Source organism: Oceanitalea stevensii, assembly GCF_014837105.1.
Lineage (GTDB): Bacteria > Actinomycetota > Actinomycetes > Actinomycetales > Actinomycetaceae > Oceanitalea > Oceanitalea stevensii.
On record NZ_JACSPO010000003.1, the window covers coordinates 247780 to 264350 of the forward strand.

At 72.1% G+C, this 16571-nt stretch carries 20 protein-coding genes; 8 read left to right on the top strand and 12 right to left on the bottom strand.

Going from position 1 to position 16571, the window contains the following annotated elements:
* Nucleotides 1-296: 296 nt before the first annotated feature.
* Nucleotides 297-1037 (bottom strand): VOC family protein, encoded by a 741-nt coding sequence (locus H9624_RS08845; protein ID WP_251839523.1) that lies wholly within the window; start codon nucleotides 1035-1037, stop codon nucleotides 297-299.
* Between the two features lie 173 nt (nucleotides 1038-1210).
* Here H9624_RS08845 and H9624_RS08850 point away from each other — a divergent pair, with 173 nt between their 5' ends.
* The 3 genes from H9624_RS08850 (at nucleotide 1211) to H9624_RS08860 (ending at nucleotide 3225) form a co-directional block, all read left to right on the top strand.
* Nucleotides 1211-2077, top strand: coding sequence for a CPBP family intramembrane glutamic endopeptidase (locus tag H9624_RS08850; RefSeq protein WP_251839524.1), 867 nt, complete (start codon nucleotides 1211-1213; stop codon nucleotides 2075-2077).
* Nucleotides 2078-2132: 55 nt separating this feature from the next.
* Complete coding sequence (locus H9624_RS08855) at nucleotides 2133-2783, top strand: dihydrofolate reductase family protein (RefSeq protein ID WP_251839525.1); 651 nt, start codon at nucleotides 2133-2135, stop codon at nucleotides 2781-2783.
* Between the two features lie 73 nt (nucleotides 2784-2856).
* A complete protein-coding gene (locus H9624_RS08860; RefSeq protein WP_251839526.1) occupies nucleotides 2857-3225 on the top strand; it encodes a hypothetical protein in 369 nt (122 codons plus the stop codon).
* Between the two features lie 78 nt (nucleotides 3226-3303).
* Here H9624_RS08860 and H9624_RS08865 read toward each other — a convergent pair whose 3' ends face one another.
* From H9624_RS08865 to clsA, 11 genes are all read right to left on the bottom strand, one after another.
* A complete protein-coding gene (locus tag H9624_RS08865) occupies nucleotides 3304-4470 on the bottom strand; it encodes a class I SAM-dependent methyltransferase (RefSeq protein WP_251839527.1) in 1167 nt (388 codons plus the stop codon).
* Between the two features lie 68 nt (nucleotides 4471-4538).
* Complete coding sequence (locus H9624_RS08870; protein WP_251839528.1) at nucleotides 4539-5096, bottom strand: nitroreductase family protein; 558 nt, start codon at nucleotides 5094-5096, stop codon at nucleotides 4539-4541.
* Between the two features lie 133 nt (nucleotides 5097-5229).
* A complete protein-coding gene (locus H9624_RS08875; RefSeq protein WP_251839529.1) occupies nucleotides 5230-6669 on the bottom strand; it encodes a DUF2510 domain-containing protein in 1440 nt (479 codons plus the stop codon).
* Between the two features lie 141 nt (nucleotides 6670-6810).
* Complete coding sequence (locus H9624_RS08880) at nucleotides 6811-7329, bottom strand: MerR family transcriptional regulator (protein ID WP_251839550.1); 519 nt, start codon at nucleotides 7327-7329, stop codon at nucleotides 6811-6813.
* Between the two features lie 236 nt (nucleotides 7330-7565).
* A complete protein-coding gene (locus tag H9624_RS08885) occupies nucleotides 7566-8036 on the bottom strand; it encodes a bifunctional nuclease family protein (protein WP_251839530.1) in 471 nt (156 codons plus the stop codon).
* Nucleotides 8037-8104: 68 nt separating this feature from the next.
* Nucleotides 8105-8869, bottom strand: a complete 765-nt coding sequence (ftsR, locus tag H9624_RS08890) for a transcriptional regulator FtsR (RefSeq protein WP_251839531.1) — start codon at nucleotides 8867-8869, stop codon at nucleotides 8105-8107.
* Entirely contained in the window at nucleotides 8866-9318 is a 453-nt protein-coding gene (locus tag H9624_RS08895; protein WP_251839532.1) for an FHA domain-containing protein, read from the bottom strand. Before H9624_RS08895 ends, ftsR begins: the two co-directional genes overlap by 4 nt.
* Nucleotides 9319-9426: 108 nt before the next feature.
* Complete coding sequence (locus H9624_RS08900; protein WP_251839533.1) at nucleotides 9427-10182, bottom strand: DUF881 domain-containing protein; 756 nt, start codon at nucleotides 10180-10182, stop codon at nucleotides 9427-9429.
* A complete protein-coding gene (locus H9624_RS08905; RefSeq protein WP_251303119.1) occupies nucleotides 10179-10511 on the bottom strand; it encodes a small basic family protein in 333 nt (110 codons plus the stop codon). The genes H9624_RS08900 and H9624_RS08905 overlap by 4 nt, the downstream gene beginning before the upstream one ends.
* A 53-nt stretch (nucleotides 10512-10564) precedes the next feature.
* Nucleotides 10565-11419: a DUF881 domain-containing protein gene (locus tag H9624_RS08910; RefSeq protein ID WP_251839534.1), complete on the bottom strand. Its 855-nt coding sequence runs from the start codon at nucleotides 11417-11419 to the stop codon at nucleotides 10565-10567.
* Entirely contained in the window at nucleotides 11416-12021 is a 606-nt protein-coding gene (gene clsA, locus H9624_RS08915; protein ID WP_251839535.1) for a cardiolipin synthase ClsA, read from the bottom strand. Before clsA ends, H9624_RS08910 begins: the two co-directional genes overlap by 4 nt.
* A gap of 88 nt (nucleotides 12022-12109) precedes the next feature.
* Here clsA and H9624_RS08920 point away from each other — a divergent pair, with 88 nt between their 5' ends.
* The 5 genes from H9624_RS08920 (at nucleotide 12110) to ehuA (ending at nucleotide 16541) form a co-directional block, all read left to right on the top strand.
* Nucleotides 12110-13099 carry an LLM class F420-dependent oxidoreductase gene (locus tag H9624_RS08920; RefSeq protein ID WP_251839536.1) on the top strand — a complete coding sequence of 330 codons (990 nt, stop codon included), beginning with the start codon at nucleotides 12110-12112 and terminating at the stop codon, nucleotides 13097-13099.
* Nucleotides 13100-13436: 337 nt separating this feature from the next.
* Nucleotides 13437-14360, top strand: a complete 924-nt coding sequence (locus H9624_RS08925; protein WP_504740247.1) for a transporter substrate-binding domain-containing protein — start codon at nucleotides 13437-13439, stop codon at nucleotides 14358-14360.
* A gap of 22 nt (nucleotides 14361-14382) precedes the next feature.
* Complete coding sequence (locus H9624_RS08930; protein ID WP_251839538.1) at nucleotides 14383-15123, top strand: amino acid ABC transporter permease; 741 nt, start codon at nucleotides 14383-14385, stop codon at nucleotides 15121-15123.
* 1 nt (nucleotide 15124) lies between these two features.
* The gene (gene ehuD, locus H9624_RS08935; protein ID WP_251839539.1) at nucleotides 15125-15775 is read left to right on the top strand and encodes an ectoine/hydroxyectoine ABC transporter permease subunit EhuD; all 651 of its coding nucleotides are present in this window, start codon (nucleotides 15125-15127) and stop codon (nucleotides 15773-15775) included.
* The gene (gene ehuA, locus H9624_RS08940) at nucleotides 15762-16541 is read left to right on the top strand and encodes an ectoine/hydroxyectoine ABC transporter ATP-binding protein EhuA (RefSeq protein ID WP_286010975.1); all 780 of its coding nucleotides are present in this window, start codon (nucleotides 15762-15764) and stop codon (nucleotides 16539-16541) included. Before ehuD ends, ehuA begins: the two co-directional genes overlap by 14 nt.
* Nucleotides 16542-16571: the final 30 nt, after the last annotated feature.

The following is a 16571-nucleotide window of genomic DNA, read 5'->3' on the forward strand; positions in this document are numbered from 1 at the left end:
GAGGGGGCGTTGGAAAGGAGTGCGCGCCGGGTGCCCGATTCCTGGAAGGTGGCGCGGTGTTGGCCGACGAGGGCGCTCATTCTCACGCCGAGTGCACGATGAAGTACTGGTCGCCTTCACAGCCATCCGGAAGGTGCTCAGCGACCGACGGAGGATTCTCGCTGTATCCGCTCCCAGTGACACGGAGTCACCTGCCGAGAACGTGTGGTTGAGCCCAGAGAGCGTGCCGGCCCCGTCCTCCCAGGTGAAGTCGGACGGGAAGATCGGCACGACGAGCTGGTGCCGGTGCTCGCCGGCTACGGACCGGGGGGAGGGGAGGGGGGAGCTGCGGGCAGTACGCACAGCTCGTTGCCGGACGGGTCGGCGTACACCCGCCACGGCAGGTCACCCCAGCCCGGGTCGAGCTCCCGTCCGCCACGCGCGACGATGCCCGCGGCGACGTCGTCGGCGTCGTCACCGGGCTCGAGGCGGACATCGAGATGGACCCGGTTCTTCGCGCCGCCCTTGGGGGCCGGCTCGGTGCACAGCTCGAGGAGCGGACCGCGACGGGACGGGTGCCGCAGCGAGCAGGGCGCGACGCCGTCGGCCCTGGTCCAGCCGGTGAGCCACGACCAGAACTCGAGGTCGCGCTCGGGGTCGGCGGAGTCGAGGGGGAGAGCCGCGATCGGCCCGGTGTCGCTGTAGACGTCCCGGTGCTCCATGACGCAGAACGGGTTGCCCTCGGGATCGGCGAGGACGACCCACGGCACGTCGCCCTGCCCGATGTCGAGGTGCCGGGCACCGAGCTCGAGGAACCTGTCGACGAGCTCGAGCTGGCGGTCCCCGCCGAGCAGGTCGAGGTGCAGTCGCAGCGGCTCGGCCGGTGGCTCGGGGACCGGCTGGACGCACAGGTCGATGACCGGGCCGTCGGGGATCGGGAGCCGGGTCTCGAACCCCTCCGGCCCGTCACTGAGCCGCTCGCCCCCGAGGACGGCCTCCCAGAACCGGCCGACCCGGCCCGGGTCGACGGCGTCGAGCACGATGTTCTCCAGACGCATGGCACCACGGTAGGACCGGCCGGGGGAGCGGTACACCCCAGGCCTCCCACTTCACCACCGACGTCGCACCTGACGCGGTCGCCGACCTCGCCGTCGACGGGTCCACCGCGCCGCGCGGGAGGACTCGAGGAAAACGGCTGCGGGGAACGGAGCGGCTGGCATAGCGTCGAGAGATGACCCATCCCGATCGCGGTCAGGTGTCGGAGGCCGTGCGTCTGCCCGTCGCGGCTCGGTTGGCCGTCGTCGTCACGGGTGCCCTCCTGGGCTGGCTGGGCATCGCGGCCCTGACCACTCGGGTGTGGGGCGAGGGGCTCTCACTGGCGAGGCACGCCGTCAGTGCCGTGGCGGCGCTGATCGTCGCCGGTGTCCTCGTCGTGGCGGCGCGGCGCCTGCTGGACAGGCGCCCCGTCGGGACGCTGGGGCTGTCCGGTGGGCGGCGCGCGGTCCGTGATCTGGTCTCCGGGGCCCTGAGCTGGTTGGTGCCGGCGGCGGTCGGGCTGGCGGTCGCCCTGGCGGCCGGGTGGCTGCGGATCGAGATCGACGCGACGCTCGCCGAGACCGTCGGCGCCGTGCTCCTGCTCGTCGTCCTGGTCCTCGTCTACGAGGCGTTCCCGGAGGAGCTGCTCTTCCGCGGGTACGTCTACCGCAACCTCACCGCCGCCATGGCGCCCTGGCTCGCCGTCCTCGTCCAGGCACTCCTCTTCATGCTGTTCGGCACGGCGCTGTGGGTGATCACCGAGGGATGGGGCGTCCTCCTCGAGCGTCTGGTCCTGTTCCTCGGGATGGGGGTCGTCGTCGGGTGCATCCGGCTGATCTCCGGCTCGGTGTGGGCCACGGTCGGGTGGCACCTCGCGTTCCAGGTGGTCATGCAGCTCGTCGTCTCCGGCCAGTACCTCGAGGTCACGGTGAGTGACGAGACCGTGTTCGTCGTGGCGACGGCGGTGGTGGCCTTCGCGACGTCGCCGACGGTCGCCGGGTTCCTGTGGCCGGGCAAGGAGAACTGGACCCGGCCCGAGCCCGATGTCGTGCCTGGCCGATGACTTCGGCACGCGCCGGCGGTCAGCACCACCGCACAGTCGGCCGGAGGAGGTAGCGATGTCCAGGACCCGGATCCACAACCTGTCGATCTCACTCGACGGTTATGTCGCGGGGGAGGTGCAGAGTCTCGAGACCCCGATGGGGCACGCGGGGGAGCGGCTCCACGAGTGGATGTTCGCCACCAGCTTCGGGGCCAGGCTGGTGGGCGCACCGACGGGCAGTGCCGGGGTCGACGACGCGATGGCTCGTTGGCACGAGCCGGGCATCGGTGCGGAGATCATGGGGGCGGGCAAGTTCGGGCCACCCGGCTGGCAGGACGACGCCGACTGGCGGGGCTGGTGGGGGAGCGAGCCCCCGTTCCACACCTCGGTCATCGTGCTCACCCACCGCCCGCGCGCGCCGATCGAGATGGCGGGCGGCACGACCTTCCACTTCCTCGACGCCTCACCGGCGGAGGCGCTCGACGTCGCACGTCGGGCCGCCGGCGGCCTCGACGTCCGTATCGGTGGCGGGGCGACCGTCGCGCGAGAGTTCATCGCCGCGGGCCTCGTCGACCACATCCACCTCGTCCAGGTGCCCATCGTCCTCGGGCGCGGCGCCTTGCTGTGGGACGGTCTGGAGGGGCTGGAGCACAGTTATGACATCGACGTGGTCTCGACGTCCAGCGGCGTCACCCACCTGACGTTCACGAGACGCTCGAGTGAGTGAAGTCCGACGGCGGCGCACGCTGGTCTCCGTCGGCGCCGTGCTTCTCCTGGCGTCCTGTGGCGCAGTGGGCGGCGTGCGCACCGCCGAGGCCGCCGGCCACGTGGCACTGATCCAGGGCATGGACGTCGGCGGGGGCGATGCTGCGTGGTTCGGCACGCTGGGTGTCAACGAGAAGGGGTGTCTGGGGCTCGCCGGCCCGCACGACGAGGTCGCCACCGTCGTCATCTGGCCTGCCGGCACCAGGCTCGACGACGACGGCAGCATCCTGGACGATCGAGGCCGCGCCGTCCGCATCGGCGACGAGCTGGAGGCGGGCGGCGGGGAGGAACCGTTCGTCGCCAGCTATCCCGAGCAGGCCGAGCGCTGTCTCGAGGACCCAGCCGACGACGAGGCGGTCGTCATCGTGCTGTGGACGGTCACCGCTGCCAGACAGCCCGGCTGACCGTCTTGGGTGTATCGCCGATAATGTACATTATGTCATTCCACCCTGGCTCCGCAGAGGACGCCCCGGCTCCGGCGCCTACTGAGGCGCCGCGCCGCTCTCCCCTCGGGTCGGCTGCTTGATCGAGCGCGTCACGGTGAACTTGCCGTTGTCGCCCATCACCTTGGTGGACCCCACGATCCGGCGCAGTGCGCCGGCATGACCGAGCCGGGAGTTGAACACCGTCCACAGCTCACCGCCGGGACGGAGCACCCGGGCGGCCCCCTTGAACAGCTCGATCGCGACGTCGGGCTGCACGCTGGCACCGACGTGGAAGGGCGGGTTGCACACGATGAGGTCGGCCGACACGGGCGGCTGGCTCTCGAGCCCGTCCTCCCGCACCACCTGGACGCGCTCGCCGAGCGAGTTCGCCTCGAGCGTCACGCGCGTGGAGCGCACGGCCGCGCGGGACGTGTCGGTCGCGACGACCTTGAGGTCCGGGCGGGCGGCGGCGAGCTGTGCGGCGAGCACCCCGGTGCCACAGCCGAGATCGATGGCGTCGCGCGCCAGGGGGCTCATCTCCCCCAGGAACGTCAGCAGGTAGCGCGTCCCGAGGTCGAGGGACGGGCCGGCGAAGGCGGCACCGTGTGCAGCGATCCACACGCCGTGCTGCTCGTCGAAGTGCTTGCGCGGGAAGGACGGGAAGGTCCCGAGCGAGGTCGGCTGCCGCGCGACGAGGCAGCGTGACTTCTGTCGGGCGAGGGACGCGGAGACGTCGGCGAAGTGCTGACCCAGGACCTCGTTCATGCTGCGCGACATGTGCTTGAGGCGCCCGCCCGCGACGACGACGACGTCGGGTGCTGCGTGGGCGGCGACGAGCTCGGCGATCTCCTCGAGCGCGGCGAGCCCGCGGGGCAGCTGCAGCAGGACGACCCGCGCGCCGGTCACGAGCTCCGGGACGAGGCCCAGCGACCGGTAGGTCCCGGCGAGGCCCACCCGCTCGGCGTTGGCCTCGAGGGCGCGCTCGTGGACGATGACGTCCTGGTGCACCCGCACGTCGCGCGCCCCGTGCAGGGCGATCGCGCCGAGCGTGAGCGCACCGTACCGGTCGCCGACCACGACGACCTCCCCCGGGCCGGCCGCGGCAAGCGCCGTCGCGGCTTCGTCGAGCACCAGCCGGTCGGTGGCGTCGACGGCGACGAGATCGGGGGCTTCCACGTCGGGGTACCTGCGGAGCTGGTCGAGGTCGAACGCGAGGGCACTCATCCCGCCATCATCCCAGCACGGCTCCCCCGCCGGCGTTCAGCTCGTCGACGGCGGGCGTGTACGGAGCGTCACGTCGCTCGTGTCTCGGGGGGCCGGCCGTACCGGTTCCAGCTCGTCATCTCCTCGAGCGGCTTGCGACCCGACATCTGCGGGGTCGCCTGCGCCTGGCCCGTGTCGGTGTAGCCGAGGCCGATCGCCGACCACGGCTCGAGGTGTCCGGGCAGGCCGAGGAGCTCGCGCACCTGCTGCCGCCCAGCAGGGCTGCTGAACCACGCCGTCCCGCTGCCGATGCCGAGCGCGGCGGCAGCGAGCATGACGCGCTCGGCCAGCCGACCGTCGTCGTAGGCGACGGAGCGCCCCTCCCCCTCGACCGCCACGACGATGGAGGCCGCCACGCCGTCGAGGAAGCCGGCGAAGGCTCCGTAGCCCGCGAGCTCGGTGTTGAGGGCGCTGTCGGTCACGACCACGAGGTGCCACGGCTGCGTGTTCTTCGCGCTGCCCGTCCACCGGGCGACCTCGAGGATGCGATCGAGGTCGTCGCGCGCGACGGGCGTCGGGAGGAACCGGCGCGACTGCCGCAGGGTGCGGAGCGTGGCGAGGAGCTCTGGCTCGGGTGGCGTCGTCATCGGCCCATCATGCACCGGACGGGTCGGGCACGGCTGCTGCCGCCCGCGCCCCGGGCGCCGTCGGCAGCAGGGACACAGAGCGCACGACGCCCCCGGGAGGAGACCTCCCGGGGGCGTCGTCTGGAACGGCTGACTACTCGACGGTGATCGACAGCTCCGAGGTGAGCGCCTCCGCGCGGTAGCCGCTGAAGCTGATGACGTGGACACCGGCCGGCAGCTCGAGCTCGAGGTACGGGTCGGTGATGCCACCGGCGCCCTCACTGCTGTCGTCCGCGCCCTCGAGCGACCCCGAGGAGGTGAAGACGCCGAGCATGCCGTCCCCGTCCTCGGCGACGGAGTCGAGCACCACGGTGCTCCGGTCGCTCAGCTCGAGCGCGCCCAGCCACACCTCACCCTCGGCGAGGTCGACGGCGATCGAGTCACCCGGCGTCACGATCTCCGGCACCGTCGTCGTCACGGTGAAGTCGGCCTCGACGCTGCCGCTGTACGCCGACACGGCGACCTCGTACTCCCCCGGCTCCAGGTAGGCGCCGACGGCGGGGTCGAGAGAGCTCGCCTCGCCGCTGGCCTGGAAGTAGCGACGGTCGTCGTTCGAGACGTCGACGGCCCCGCCGGTGAGCGACACGGTGAGGTCACCGCTGTCGGCGACGACGTCGACGACGACGGGGGTCGCCTCGTCGACGACGATCGTGCCGGTCCAGGTCTCCCCCGACGCGATGGCGCCGCCGACCGAGGCGCCGAGCTCGAGCTCGCCGCCGCTCACGGCGCCGCCGGTGGGGGCGTCGCCGGTGGTGTCGTCAGTGGGGTCCTCGGTGGCGTCGCCGGTCGTCGGGTCCTGCGTGGGCTCCGCCGTCGTGCTCGTCGGGGTGGGCCGCGTCGTGGGCTCGGCGTCGTCGCCGCCACCGAGGAGAAGGACGACGGCGGTCACCGCGACACCGATGAGGACGACCGCGGCGATGATGATGCCGATGACCAGGCCCTTGCCCGAGCCGCCGTCGTCGGCGCCCGGCTGCTGGCCGTAGGCGTTGGGGCCGGTTGCGTAGGGCGACTGGCCGTAGGGCTGCTGGCCCGCCGGGTACTGCCCGTAGGGCTGCTGCTGCTGGCCGTAGTCCTGCTGGCCGTAGCCCGGCTGCGCCTGCTGCTGCCCGTACGGCTGCTGGCCGTACGCCTGCTGGCCCGGCTGCTGCCCGAAGGGCTGCTGCTCGCCGTACTGACCGACCGGGTAGACGGAGGTCTGCTGGCCCGGCTGCTCGCCGGCCTGGGCGGGGAACTGCTCGGTCGGCTGGGCCGTCGGGTACTCGGCCCCCTGGGCCGGGAGCTGCTCGGTCGGCTGGGCAGACGGGTGCTCGGCCCCCTGAGCGGGAAGCTGCTCCGTGGGCTGCGCACCGTACGAGTCCGCCGCCGTCGGCTGCCCCGTCGGCTGCACGCCGCCGCTCGTGCCGGGGTCCCCCGCCTGCTGCGCGGCGCCCTGGGCGGGCGCGAAGTGCTCGGTCCAGGACGTGCCGTCCCAGTAGCGAAGCTTGCTCTGGTCACCTGAGGGGTCCGGGTACCAACCGGCGATGGGATTGCTCATGGTCCGATAGTAGGAGAGAGCGGCCCCCTCCCCCGACCGCTGATCACAGTGCGGCATGGGGACTTCTCCCCGCGGTCCCGGCCCTCCTGGCAACGCGACGAGGGGCCCGGGTGGTCCCGGGCCCCTCGTCGTCCGCGTGTGTCAGCCGGCGTCGCGCGCGCGGCGGCGCTGGGACAGCTCGTCCTCGACCTGGGTGCCGGCGCGCTCGGCACGCTCCGTCGGGAGCTCGGCGAGCGAGCCCTCGACCTCGCGCCACACGCGGCCGACGGCGATACCGAAGACGCCCTGACCGCCCTGGACGAGGTCGATGACCTCGTCGGCGCTCGTGCACTCGTAGACGCTGGCGCCGTCGCTCATCAGCGTGATGCCGGCGAGGTCGTCCACCCCGCGCTCGTGCAGGTGGTGGACCGCGGAGCGGATCTGCTGGAGCGAGACGCCGGTGTCGAGCAGGCGCTTGACGACCTTGAGGACGAGGATGTCGCGGAAGCTGTAGAGGCGCTGGGACCCGGAGCCGCTGGCGTTGCGGATGCTCGGCTCGACGAGGCCCGTCCGTGCCCAGTAGTCCAGCTGACGGTAGGTGATCCCTGCCGCCCGGCAGGCCGTGGGCCCGCGGTAACCGGTCTCGGTGTCGAGGTCGGGAAGGGAGTCGCCGAAAAGCATCCCCTGCGCCCGCTGGGGCACCCCGCTCGCTGCGCCGGCCGTCGCGTCGCTGCCGCTCACGTGCACTCCCGTTCGTCCACGCCGCGCACGAGGTGTGCTCCGGCCCTGATGACCCCCACGCTATGACTCGGGGGGACCCCCGTCAACGACATGCGCGGCGAGCCGCGATCGGCGTGTCGAACCAGCGTGTCTCAGTCTCAAGTGAAGGTTGAGGTGCACCTCACCACGGCCCCTTCTCAGGGTTCGAAGTCCTCCGGTTCGACGTTCTCGAGAAAGGCCTGGAAGTCGGCCACGACCTCGGCCTCGTCCTCCGCGTCCATGACCACGCCGGCCGCTGTGAGCACCCCCTCGTCGCACAGCACCGGGCACCGGGCACGCAGCGCGAGGGCGATGGCGTCGGAGGGCCGGGAGTCGACGTGCTGCCCCGAGGACAGGACGAGCTCGGCGTGGAAGGTGCCCTCCTCGAGGCTGGTGACGCGCACCTGCTCCAGCCGCACGCCCGTGGCGTCGAGGAGGGAGATGAACAGGTCGTGGGTCTGGGGGCGCTCGGGCACGATGCCCGCCTGCGCCGTGGCGATGGACGCACCCTCGCGCGGCCCGATGACGATGGGCAGCACCACCCGACCCTCGTCGCGGACGGCCAGGACGACGACGACCTCGTTCTCCGGGATGCTCACCCGGACGCCGAGCACGTCCATCTCTCGCATGTCGCAACGGTACGGCCATCGCGGCGGCGGTGCGCGCGAAATGCGCCCCCGCGCGCGGGGTGCACGCCTCAGCCGAGGTCGTCGACGGCCGCGCGGAGCAGCTCGGCGTGCAGCCGCCCGTACAGCTCCGCGAGTTCCTGCGCGCGCGCCGCGGCACGCTCCCGCCCGGCGCCCGAGCGCTGGGCGCGCACCGGGGCCACGACCTGCTCGATCGTGTCGGCCTGCCGCTCGGCGGCCGTGCGCACCGTGCGCAGGTGGCGCGGGCTGATCCCCTGGCGCGCGAGTGCGGCGGCGTGCTGGACGACGTCGACGGCGCGGCCCGGGTAGCGTCCGCGCGCGTCGGGGACGATGAGTCCGGCGTCCGCGATCTCGTCGATCTCGGCGAGGCTCACCCCGGTGAGGTCGGCGATCTCCTGCGCCCGCACCCGCGCCGAGGGCCGCGGACGGACGAGCTCGCCGTCGCGGGCCACGACGCGAGTGCCGGGTACCGACTCCACGGGGCGCCCGGCGTCGAGGTCCTCGAGCTGGTCGCGGATGACGCGCAGCGGCAGGAAGGAGTCACGCTGCGCGGTGAGCGCGAAGCGCAGCCGCTCGACGTCGGCCTGACTGTACATGCGGTAGCCGGAGCCGCTGCGGCTCGGGCTCACCAGGCCCTGCTCCTCGAGGAAGCGGAGCTTGGAGATGCGCACGGCGGGGAACTCCGGCTGCAGGGCCGCGAGCACGGCGCCGATGCTCATCGTGGGGTCGGTGGAGGCACCCGGGGGCCACGGCCGCGGCTGCTCCTGCGGCTCCTCGGGGTGGGACTCGGTGGCGCGGCGGGCGGTCGAGCTCACGAGGCCGGCGCGTCCCCGTGGTGCGGGCTGGGGTGGTAGGTGAGCCGGTACTTGCCGATCTGGACCTCGTCGCCGGCGTTGAGCACGGCGGAGTCGATGCGCTCCCGGTTGACGTAGGTGCCGTTGAGCGAGCCGACGTCGCGCACGACGTAGCCGCCCTCGTGGGCGAGGAACTCCGCGTGCCGGCGCGAGACCGTGACGTCGTCGAGGAAGATGTCAGCGGTGGGGTGCCGCCCGGCGAGGGTGCGGTCGGTGTCGAGGAGGAAGCGGGCGCCCGCCGTCGGCCCGCGCTGGACGATGAGGAGCGCGTGACCCGGGGGCAGCCCGTCGATCGCGGCGCGGTCCGGCGGGGGGACGTCGGAGCGCTCCGCGGTCTCGTCGCTCGCACCGATCGCCCCGAAGCGGGCGGTCGTGCTCGACAAGTCCTGCGGCTCGGGCTCGATTCCCATGTCGTGTACTCCCCTCGGCGGTACCACCGGGTTCGTCACCCGGCGCTGGACACCACCATAGTTCCCCATGGGGCCGGTGTGACAGACACCGGGTCCCGGGTGGGTGTCTCAGCGGTCCTCGACGGGTGCGGGGGTGGCCCACTCCGGCTCGGACAGGGCCTGCACGGACGTGATGGCGAGGTCGTCGTGCTGGGTGACCTCGGCGGCCGCCCCGGCCGCCCGGATCGAGGCGAGCGCACCGCCGGGGATGTCGAGGGCGACGGCGAGGGTCTGGGGGTCGCCGATGGCGCGCCACACGTAGGGGGCGCTGATGTCGACACCGCTGACGACCAGTCCCCCGGGCCGTGTGCCGAGCCAGCTCGAGGCGGTGATCCGCTGGTCGTTGAGCTCGATGGCCTCCGCGCCCGCGTTGCGCAGCTCCTCGAGCACGGTGACGAACACGGGTGCGCTGACGGCGCCGGAGGGGTCGTGGACCGCGATCTCCACGCCCGGTCCGGTGACAGGCAGGGCCCCGGCGAGGATGCCCTGGACCCGGGCCTGCTGGGCGGCCGCCTCCTGGGCCGCCGCTCGCGAGCTGGAGCCGGACTCGAGCTCCCCGAGCTCGCGGCGCAGCTCCATGCCCTCCTCGGTCAGCTCGCGGTTGCGCACGCTGAGCTCGTCCAGGAGCCGGACGATGTCGTCCTGGCGCATGGTCGCGTAGGTGTCCTCCTGGGTCTGGCGGACCTGGACGGCCAGCGCGAAGCCCACGGCCGCGCAGAGCAGCACGATGAGCACGTGCACCCACGTGGGGTGCCGGCCCAGGAGCAGGTGCCGCAGCCGCCCCGCTCCCCCGCCGGCCGCCGTCCTCTCCGCGTCGCGTGTCATGCCTTGAAGATGTGCCGGCGGATCGAGGCCGCGTTGGAGAAGATGCGGATGCCGAGGACGACGACGACCGCGGTCGTCATCTGGGCGCCGACCCCTAGCTGGTCACCGAGGAAGACGAGCAGCGCGGCGATGAGGACGTTGAAGAGGAAGGACACGACGAAGACGCGGTCGTCGAAGACGCCGTCCAGGTAGGCACGCAGGCCCCCGAAGAGGGCGTCGAGGGCGGCGACGACGGCGATCGGCAGGTAGGGCTGCAGCACCGCCGGCACGGTCGGCTCCACGGCGATCCCGACGACGACGCCGATGACGAGCCCGATGACAGCGAACACTCAGCGATCCTCCCTCGACACCTGCACGTGGCACGGTCCCCCGTGACGCCCCATCATCGGTCCTCCCGGCCAGTCTGCCCCTCGAGCGGCTCGGCGTGGCGCAGCGTGCGCGCCGTCGTGCCCGGCAGGACGAGCTCGTCGGCCTCCTCGATGCTCACCGAGATGCCGAAGGAGTCGCGCAGCGTCCCCAGGTGCGTGCCGCCGGTGCTCCGCGTGAGCCGGGCACTCATGTCGCCGGGGTTGCCCACGGCCTCGACGACGTAGGGCCGGGCGAGCGGGACGAGGTCGACGAGGATCGCCGGGCCGGCGGAGCGGATCGCGCTCAGCCCGGAGAGCCGGTGCCCGTTGATCGCCACCGCCTCGGCCCCCGCCGACCACAGGGCGTTGGCGAGCACCTGGAGGTCGAGGTCCTGGACGCGTCCCAGCTCCGCTCCCGGCTCACCGGCCTGGGCGTCGCGGGAGTCGTCGAGGGTGATCCGCAGGCCCGGGCCACGGACGCGGGCGCTGCCGGCGTTGAGGGTGAGCAGCTGGACCTCCTCGAGGAACTCGGGGTCGCTGCCGCGCAGCGACTCCCCCTGCAGGCGGTCGATCTGCTCGACGAGGGCGGCGTTGTCGGCGCGCAGCTGCTCCCCGCGCGCAGCGCCGTCCTCGACCTGCTCGAGGAGCAGCGCCCGTGCGTCACCGGCGCCGTCGGTCGGGGCGCGCAGCTCACGGGCCGCCCACACCGCTCCGAGCCCGAGCGCCGCGGCCACGGCGAGGACGATGCCCTTGCGCCACCAGGGCAGCCGCGGCGCCGTGCCGTCCGCGCGTCGCTGGGCGGCAGCGGCGTAGCCCGGGTCGAGCGGCCGCTCGACGACCTCCCGCAGGAGGGTCATCGACTGGTCGGGACGACCGGGCTGCTGCCTCACGCCGGGCTCGCCGCCCGGCGGTCACGGCGCACGATCCACGCGACCTGCTCGAGGTAGAGCAGGCAGGCGAACCAGTACAGGCCCACACCCCACAGCGCGATCGCCCAGCCCGCCGTCGAGGCCGCGGTGCCGAGAGCGCCGGGCGCGGAGGCGACGAGGAGCAGCGGGAAGGCGTACATGAGGCAGAAGGTGCCCGCCTTGCCGGCCATGTGGACCGGCAGCGTGCCGTACCCGTGCCGCAGGAGTACCGGGATCGTCCCGGCGAGGACGAGCTCGCGGGCGACGATGACGGCGACCAGCCACCACGGGATGATGTCGCGGTAGGCCAGCCCGATGAGGGTGACGAGGATGTAGAGGCGGTCGGCGGCCGGGTCGAGCATCTGGCCGAGGCGGCTGGCCTGGTTGAAGCGCCGGGCGATGAAGCCGTCGGCCCAGTCCGTGAAGCCGGCGACGGCGACGACGACGACCGCCGCGGCGTCGTGCTCGGCCACGATGAGCCACGCGAACACGGGAATGAGCGCAAGGCGGAGGAAGCTGATGGCGTTGGGGATGGTCCACACGCGCTCCTCGGCGACGCGCGCCGGCTTCTCCCTGGTGCTCACGGGCTCCAGGGTACGCACGAGGTCAGGCGGGGCGGGTGGAGCGCGCCCGGCGTGACCACGCTGTGACCTGGCCGTACTCTTCTCGACCATGCGACTCGGAATGTTCCTTCCCCAGGGCTGGCGGTTCGACCTCGTCGGCATCGATGACGCCCAGCAGTGGCCGCTCATGCGTGACCTCGCCCGCCGTGCCGACGCCGGCCTGTGGGAGTCGGTGTGGGTCTACGACCACTTCCACACCACCCCGGTGCCGAGCGAGGAGGCCACCCACGAGGCGTGGTCCCTCATGGCGGCCCTCGCCGCCAGCACCGAGCGGGTCCGCCTGGGCCAGATGTGCACGTGCATGGCCTACCGGCCGCCCATGTACCTCGCCAAGGTCGCCGCGACGGTCGACCACGTGAGCGGCGGGCGCCTGGAGATGGGCATCGGCGCCGGCTGGTACGAGCACGAGTGGCGCGCGTACGGCTACGGCTTCCCGCGCGCCGGGGAGCGCCTGGCGATGCTCGACGAGGGCGTGCAGATCATGCGTCAGGCCTGGCGCGAGGGCCGGGCCACGTTCTCGGGCAAGCACTACGAGGTCGACGGCGCGATCTGCCGTCCCCTCCCCCTCCAGGAGGGCGGCGTCCCGCTGTGGATCGCCGGCGGTGGCGAGAAGGTGACGCTGAAGATCGCCGCCCGCTACGCCGACTACACGAACTTCGACGGCACGCCCGAGGGCTTCGCCCGCAAGTCCGAGATCCTCGCCGGCCACTGCCGGGAGGTCGGCACCGACTTCGGACGCATCACCCGCTCGGCCAACTACAACGTCGCCATCGGCCGTGACGAGGCCGAGGTCCGCGACCGCCTCGACCAGCTCGCCGACCGCCTCCGCTCGGCCGGCGTGGACGAGGAGCGCGTCCAGCGCGAGCTCGGCTCCGTGCGCGACCTGCCGGCGTACGGGACGCCCGAGCAGATCGTCGAAAAGCTCCGTGCGCTGGAGGAGCAGGGCATGACCTACGGGATCTTCTACTTCCCCGAGGCCGCCTACGACACGAGCGGCATCGAGCTCTTCGAGCGCGAGGTGGCCCCCGCCCTGCGCTGACCGCTGGGCAATGTTCGTGCCTGGTGCAGGTAATCCGTCGGTCAAGAACATCACGTTGCGATAACGATCGGGACGCGTCCCTTCGGTGCGTCCGGGTGTCTCGGAGGCCCTCCGTCCAGGGCGGTCGCGGCGCACCACCGCGCGGAATGCGCGGTGGTGCGCTCGGGCGCAGGCCGGCGGTGGATGGCGCGTTCCGGCTGGTTGAGGTCACTCCCGCTCTTCCCTAGCGTGGCTGGGCACCATGACCACTCGGGGCGACTGGCCGTCTCCGTGCGCTGCTCCCTGCGGCCCGGAGGGGGCTCCTGTAGGACCCAGCCTCGTGCAAACCGAAGGGACCATGATGACCATGACTTCTACCCGACGACGGGTGGCGATCCCGGCGGCCGCGGCGGCGCTCGCCCTGGGCCTCGCAGCCTGCGGCGGCGACGGCGACGGCGAGGACGGCGCGGTCGAGCCGAGCGAGGGGCAGAGCAAGCTCGAGGCCCTCCAGGAGGCCGGCACGATCACCGTCGCCTTCGCCGGCGAGGCCCCCTACAGCTTCCAGAACGACGACAACGAGCTCGTCGGCGCCTCGGTGGCGCTGCAGGAGCGCATCTGGGGCGAGCTCGGCATCGACACCGTCGAGGGTGTCGAGTCGCAGTGGGACCAGCTGATCCCCGGACTCAACGCCGGCCACTTCGACGTCGTCGCCGCCGGCATGTCGATCCTCCCCGAGCGCTGCGAGCAGGCGATCTTCTCCGACCCGGAGTTCCAGTACACGACGGCGCTCATGGTGCAGGAGGGCAACCCCTTCGACGTCCACGACATGCAGGACGTCGTCGAGGCGCAGGACGAGGGTCTGCGGATGGCCGCCATGTCGGGCGCCATCGAGGCCACCTACGCCGACGACCTCGGCATCGACGCCACCGAGGTCGGCAGCCCCCAGGACGGCATGGACCAGGTGACCGGGGGCCGCGCCGACGTCTTCGCGCTCACCGGGATCTCGCTCAACTGGATGAAGGACAACAACCCCGACGCACCGGTCGAGGTCACCGACACCTTCGTCGCCGTCGTCGACGGCGTCGAGCAGTTCGGCGCCGGCGGCACCGTCTTCCGTCCGGAGGACACCGAGCTGCGCGACGCGTACAACGAGAAGCTCGCCGAGATCGTCTCGAGCGAGGAGGAGTACCTCTCCGTCGTCGGCGAGTGGGGCTTCACCGAGGGCGAGCGCCCGACCGGTGACTTCACCACCGAGCAGCTCTGCGCCGGCGACATCGGCTGACGCCGCCCTCCGACGCCTCCACATGAGTGACAACATCGATGCGCTGGTCGCGCTGTGGCCACGCTTCCTCGACGCCATCGTCGCCACCCTCCAGCTGACCATCGGCGGCTCCGCGCTCGCCTTCGTCCTCGCGGCAGCGCTCGGCATCATCGCGCGCCACCCCAACGTGGTGGCGCGCGGTGCTGCCCGCGTGTTCATCGAGTTCTTCCGCGGGACCTCGCTGCTCGTCCAGCTCTTCTGGCTCTTCTACGTGCTCCCGCTGTTCTTCCCCGACCTCTTCGTCAACCGCGAGGTCGCCGGCCTCGTCGCCGGCATCCTGGGTCTGGGACTCAACTACGGCGCCTACGGCGCCGAGGTGGTCCGGGGCGCCCTGAACTCCGTGCCCCGGGGGCAGTGGGAGGCGAGCGTCGCGCTCAGCCTCTCGCCCGGGCGCCGGCTGTTCCGCGTCATCTGGCCCCAGGCCTGGGCCATCATGATCCCCTCGTTGAGCAACCTCGGGATCATGCTGCTCAAGGGCACCGCCGTGGCCTCGGTCATCTACATGCAGGACATCACCTTCGTCGGCGGCGTCCTGCGTCAGCGCACGCAGGACACCTTCTTCTCCTACGGCGTGACCATGGTGATGTACTTCCTCATCGCCTACGTGCTCGTGCTCGTCGCCAACTGGGCCGAGGCGCGTGCCAAGCGGCGCCTCGGGACGGGCGGCGAGGCGAGGAGCCTCTTCCGGCCACGCGCCGCCGCCAAGGCCGGGGCGGTGAGCTGACATGGGCGAGATCTGGAACTGGGACTACGCCGCTGCGGCCCTGCCGCAGCTCCTCGAGGCCTTCTTCCGCGTGACCCTGGTGGCGACCGTCCTCGGGTCGATCATCGCGGCCGTCCTCGGGCTCGTCATCGCCTTCGTCCGCCGCTCGGCGCCGGCGTTCGTCGCGCGCCCGGTGCACTGGGTGATGGAGTTCATCCGGATGACGCCGCTCGTCGTCCAGCTGCTGTTCGTCTACTACACCTTCACCTCGTGGGACCCGCTGTGGATCGGGGTCGGGGTCCTCGGGATCCACTACGCCACGTACATGGCCGAGGTCTACCGCTCGGGCATCGACAACGTCCCCGCGGGGCAGTGGGAGGCGGCGACCGCCCTGTCGCTGCCGCGTCAGCGCACCTGGACGCGGGTCATCATCCCCCAGGCGCTGCGCACGACGATCCCGGCGCTCGGCACCTGGGTGATCTCGATGTTCAAGGACACCCCGTTCCTCTTCGTCATCACGGTGCCCGAGCTCGTCAACGCCGCGCAGAACGTGGGGTCGCGGACCTTCAGCTACGTCGAGGCCTTCACCCTCGCGGGGCTGATCTTCCTCGCGGCCAGCTACCCCACCTCGATCCTCGTCCGGAAACTGGAGAACCGTCTTGCCCGCTACTGACACCACCCCGGTGATCCGCTTCGAGAACGTCGTCAAGCGCTTCGGCGACAACACCGTCCTGGACGACCTCAACTTCGAGGTGGCCAAGGGCGAGCGCGTCACGCTCATCGGCCCCAGCGGCTCGGGCAAGACGACGATCCTGCGCCTGGTCATGACGCTGGAGGACCTCACCGACGGCTACATCTACATCGACGGCCAGCCCTTCACCTACGAGCCGCGCGGCGGCAGGCGCGTGCGGCAGAAGCAGAAGGACATCAACAAGGTCTCGACGAAGATCGGCATGGTCTTCCAGCAGTTCAACCTCTTCCCCAACATGACCGTGGTGGAGAACATCGTCGAGGCGCCCATCCACGTGCTGGGCCGCGGCAAGGAGGAGGCGCACGCCCGGGCGCGCGAGCTGCTCGAGCTCGTCGGTCTGTCCGACAAGGTCGACGCGCACCCCACGCGACTGTCCGGCGGCCAGCAGCAGCGCGTCGCCATCGCGCGGGCGCTGGCGATGGACCCGGAGATCCTCCTCCTCGACGAGGTGACCTCGGCGCTGGACCCCGAGCTCGTCGGCGAGGTGCTCGGCGTGCTGCGGGACGTCGCGAGCTCCACCGACATCACCATGCTCATCGTCACCCACGAGATGCAGTTCGCCCAGGAGGTCTCCGACCGGGTCATGATGTTCGACCACGGCCGGATCATCGAGGACGGCGAGCCCGGCGCGCTGTTCTCCGCGCCCCGCGAGCAGCGGACGAGGGACTTCCTCCAGGCCGTGCTCTGAGGGACTGCGGCGGGGCCCCTCTCGTGGGGC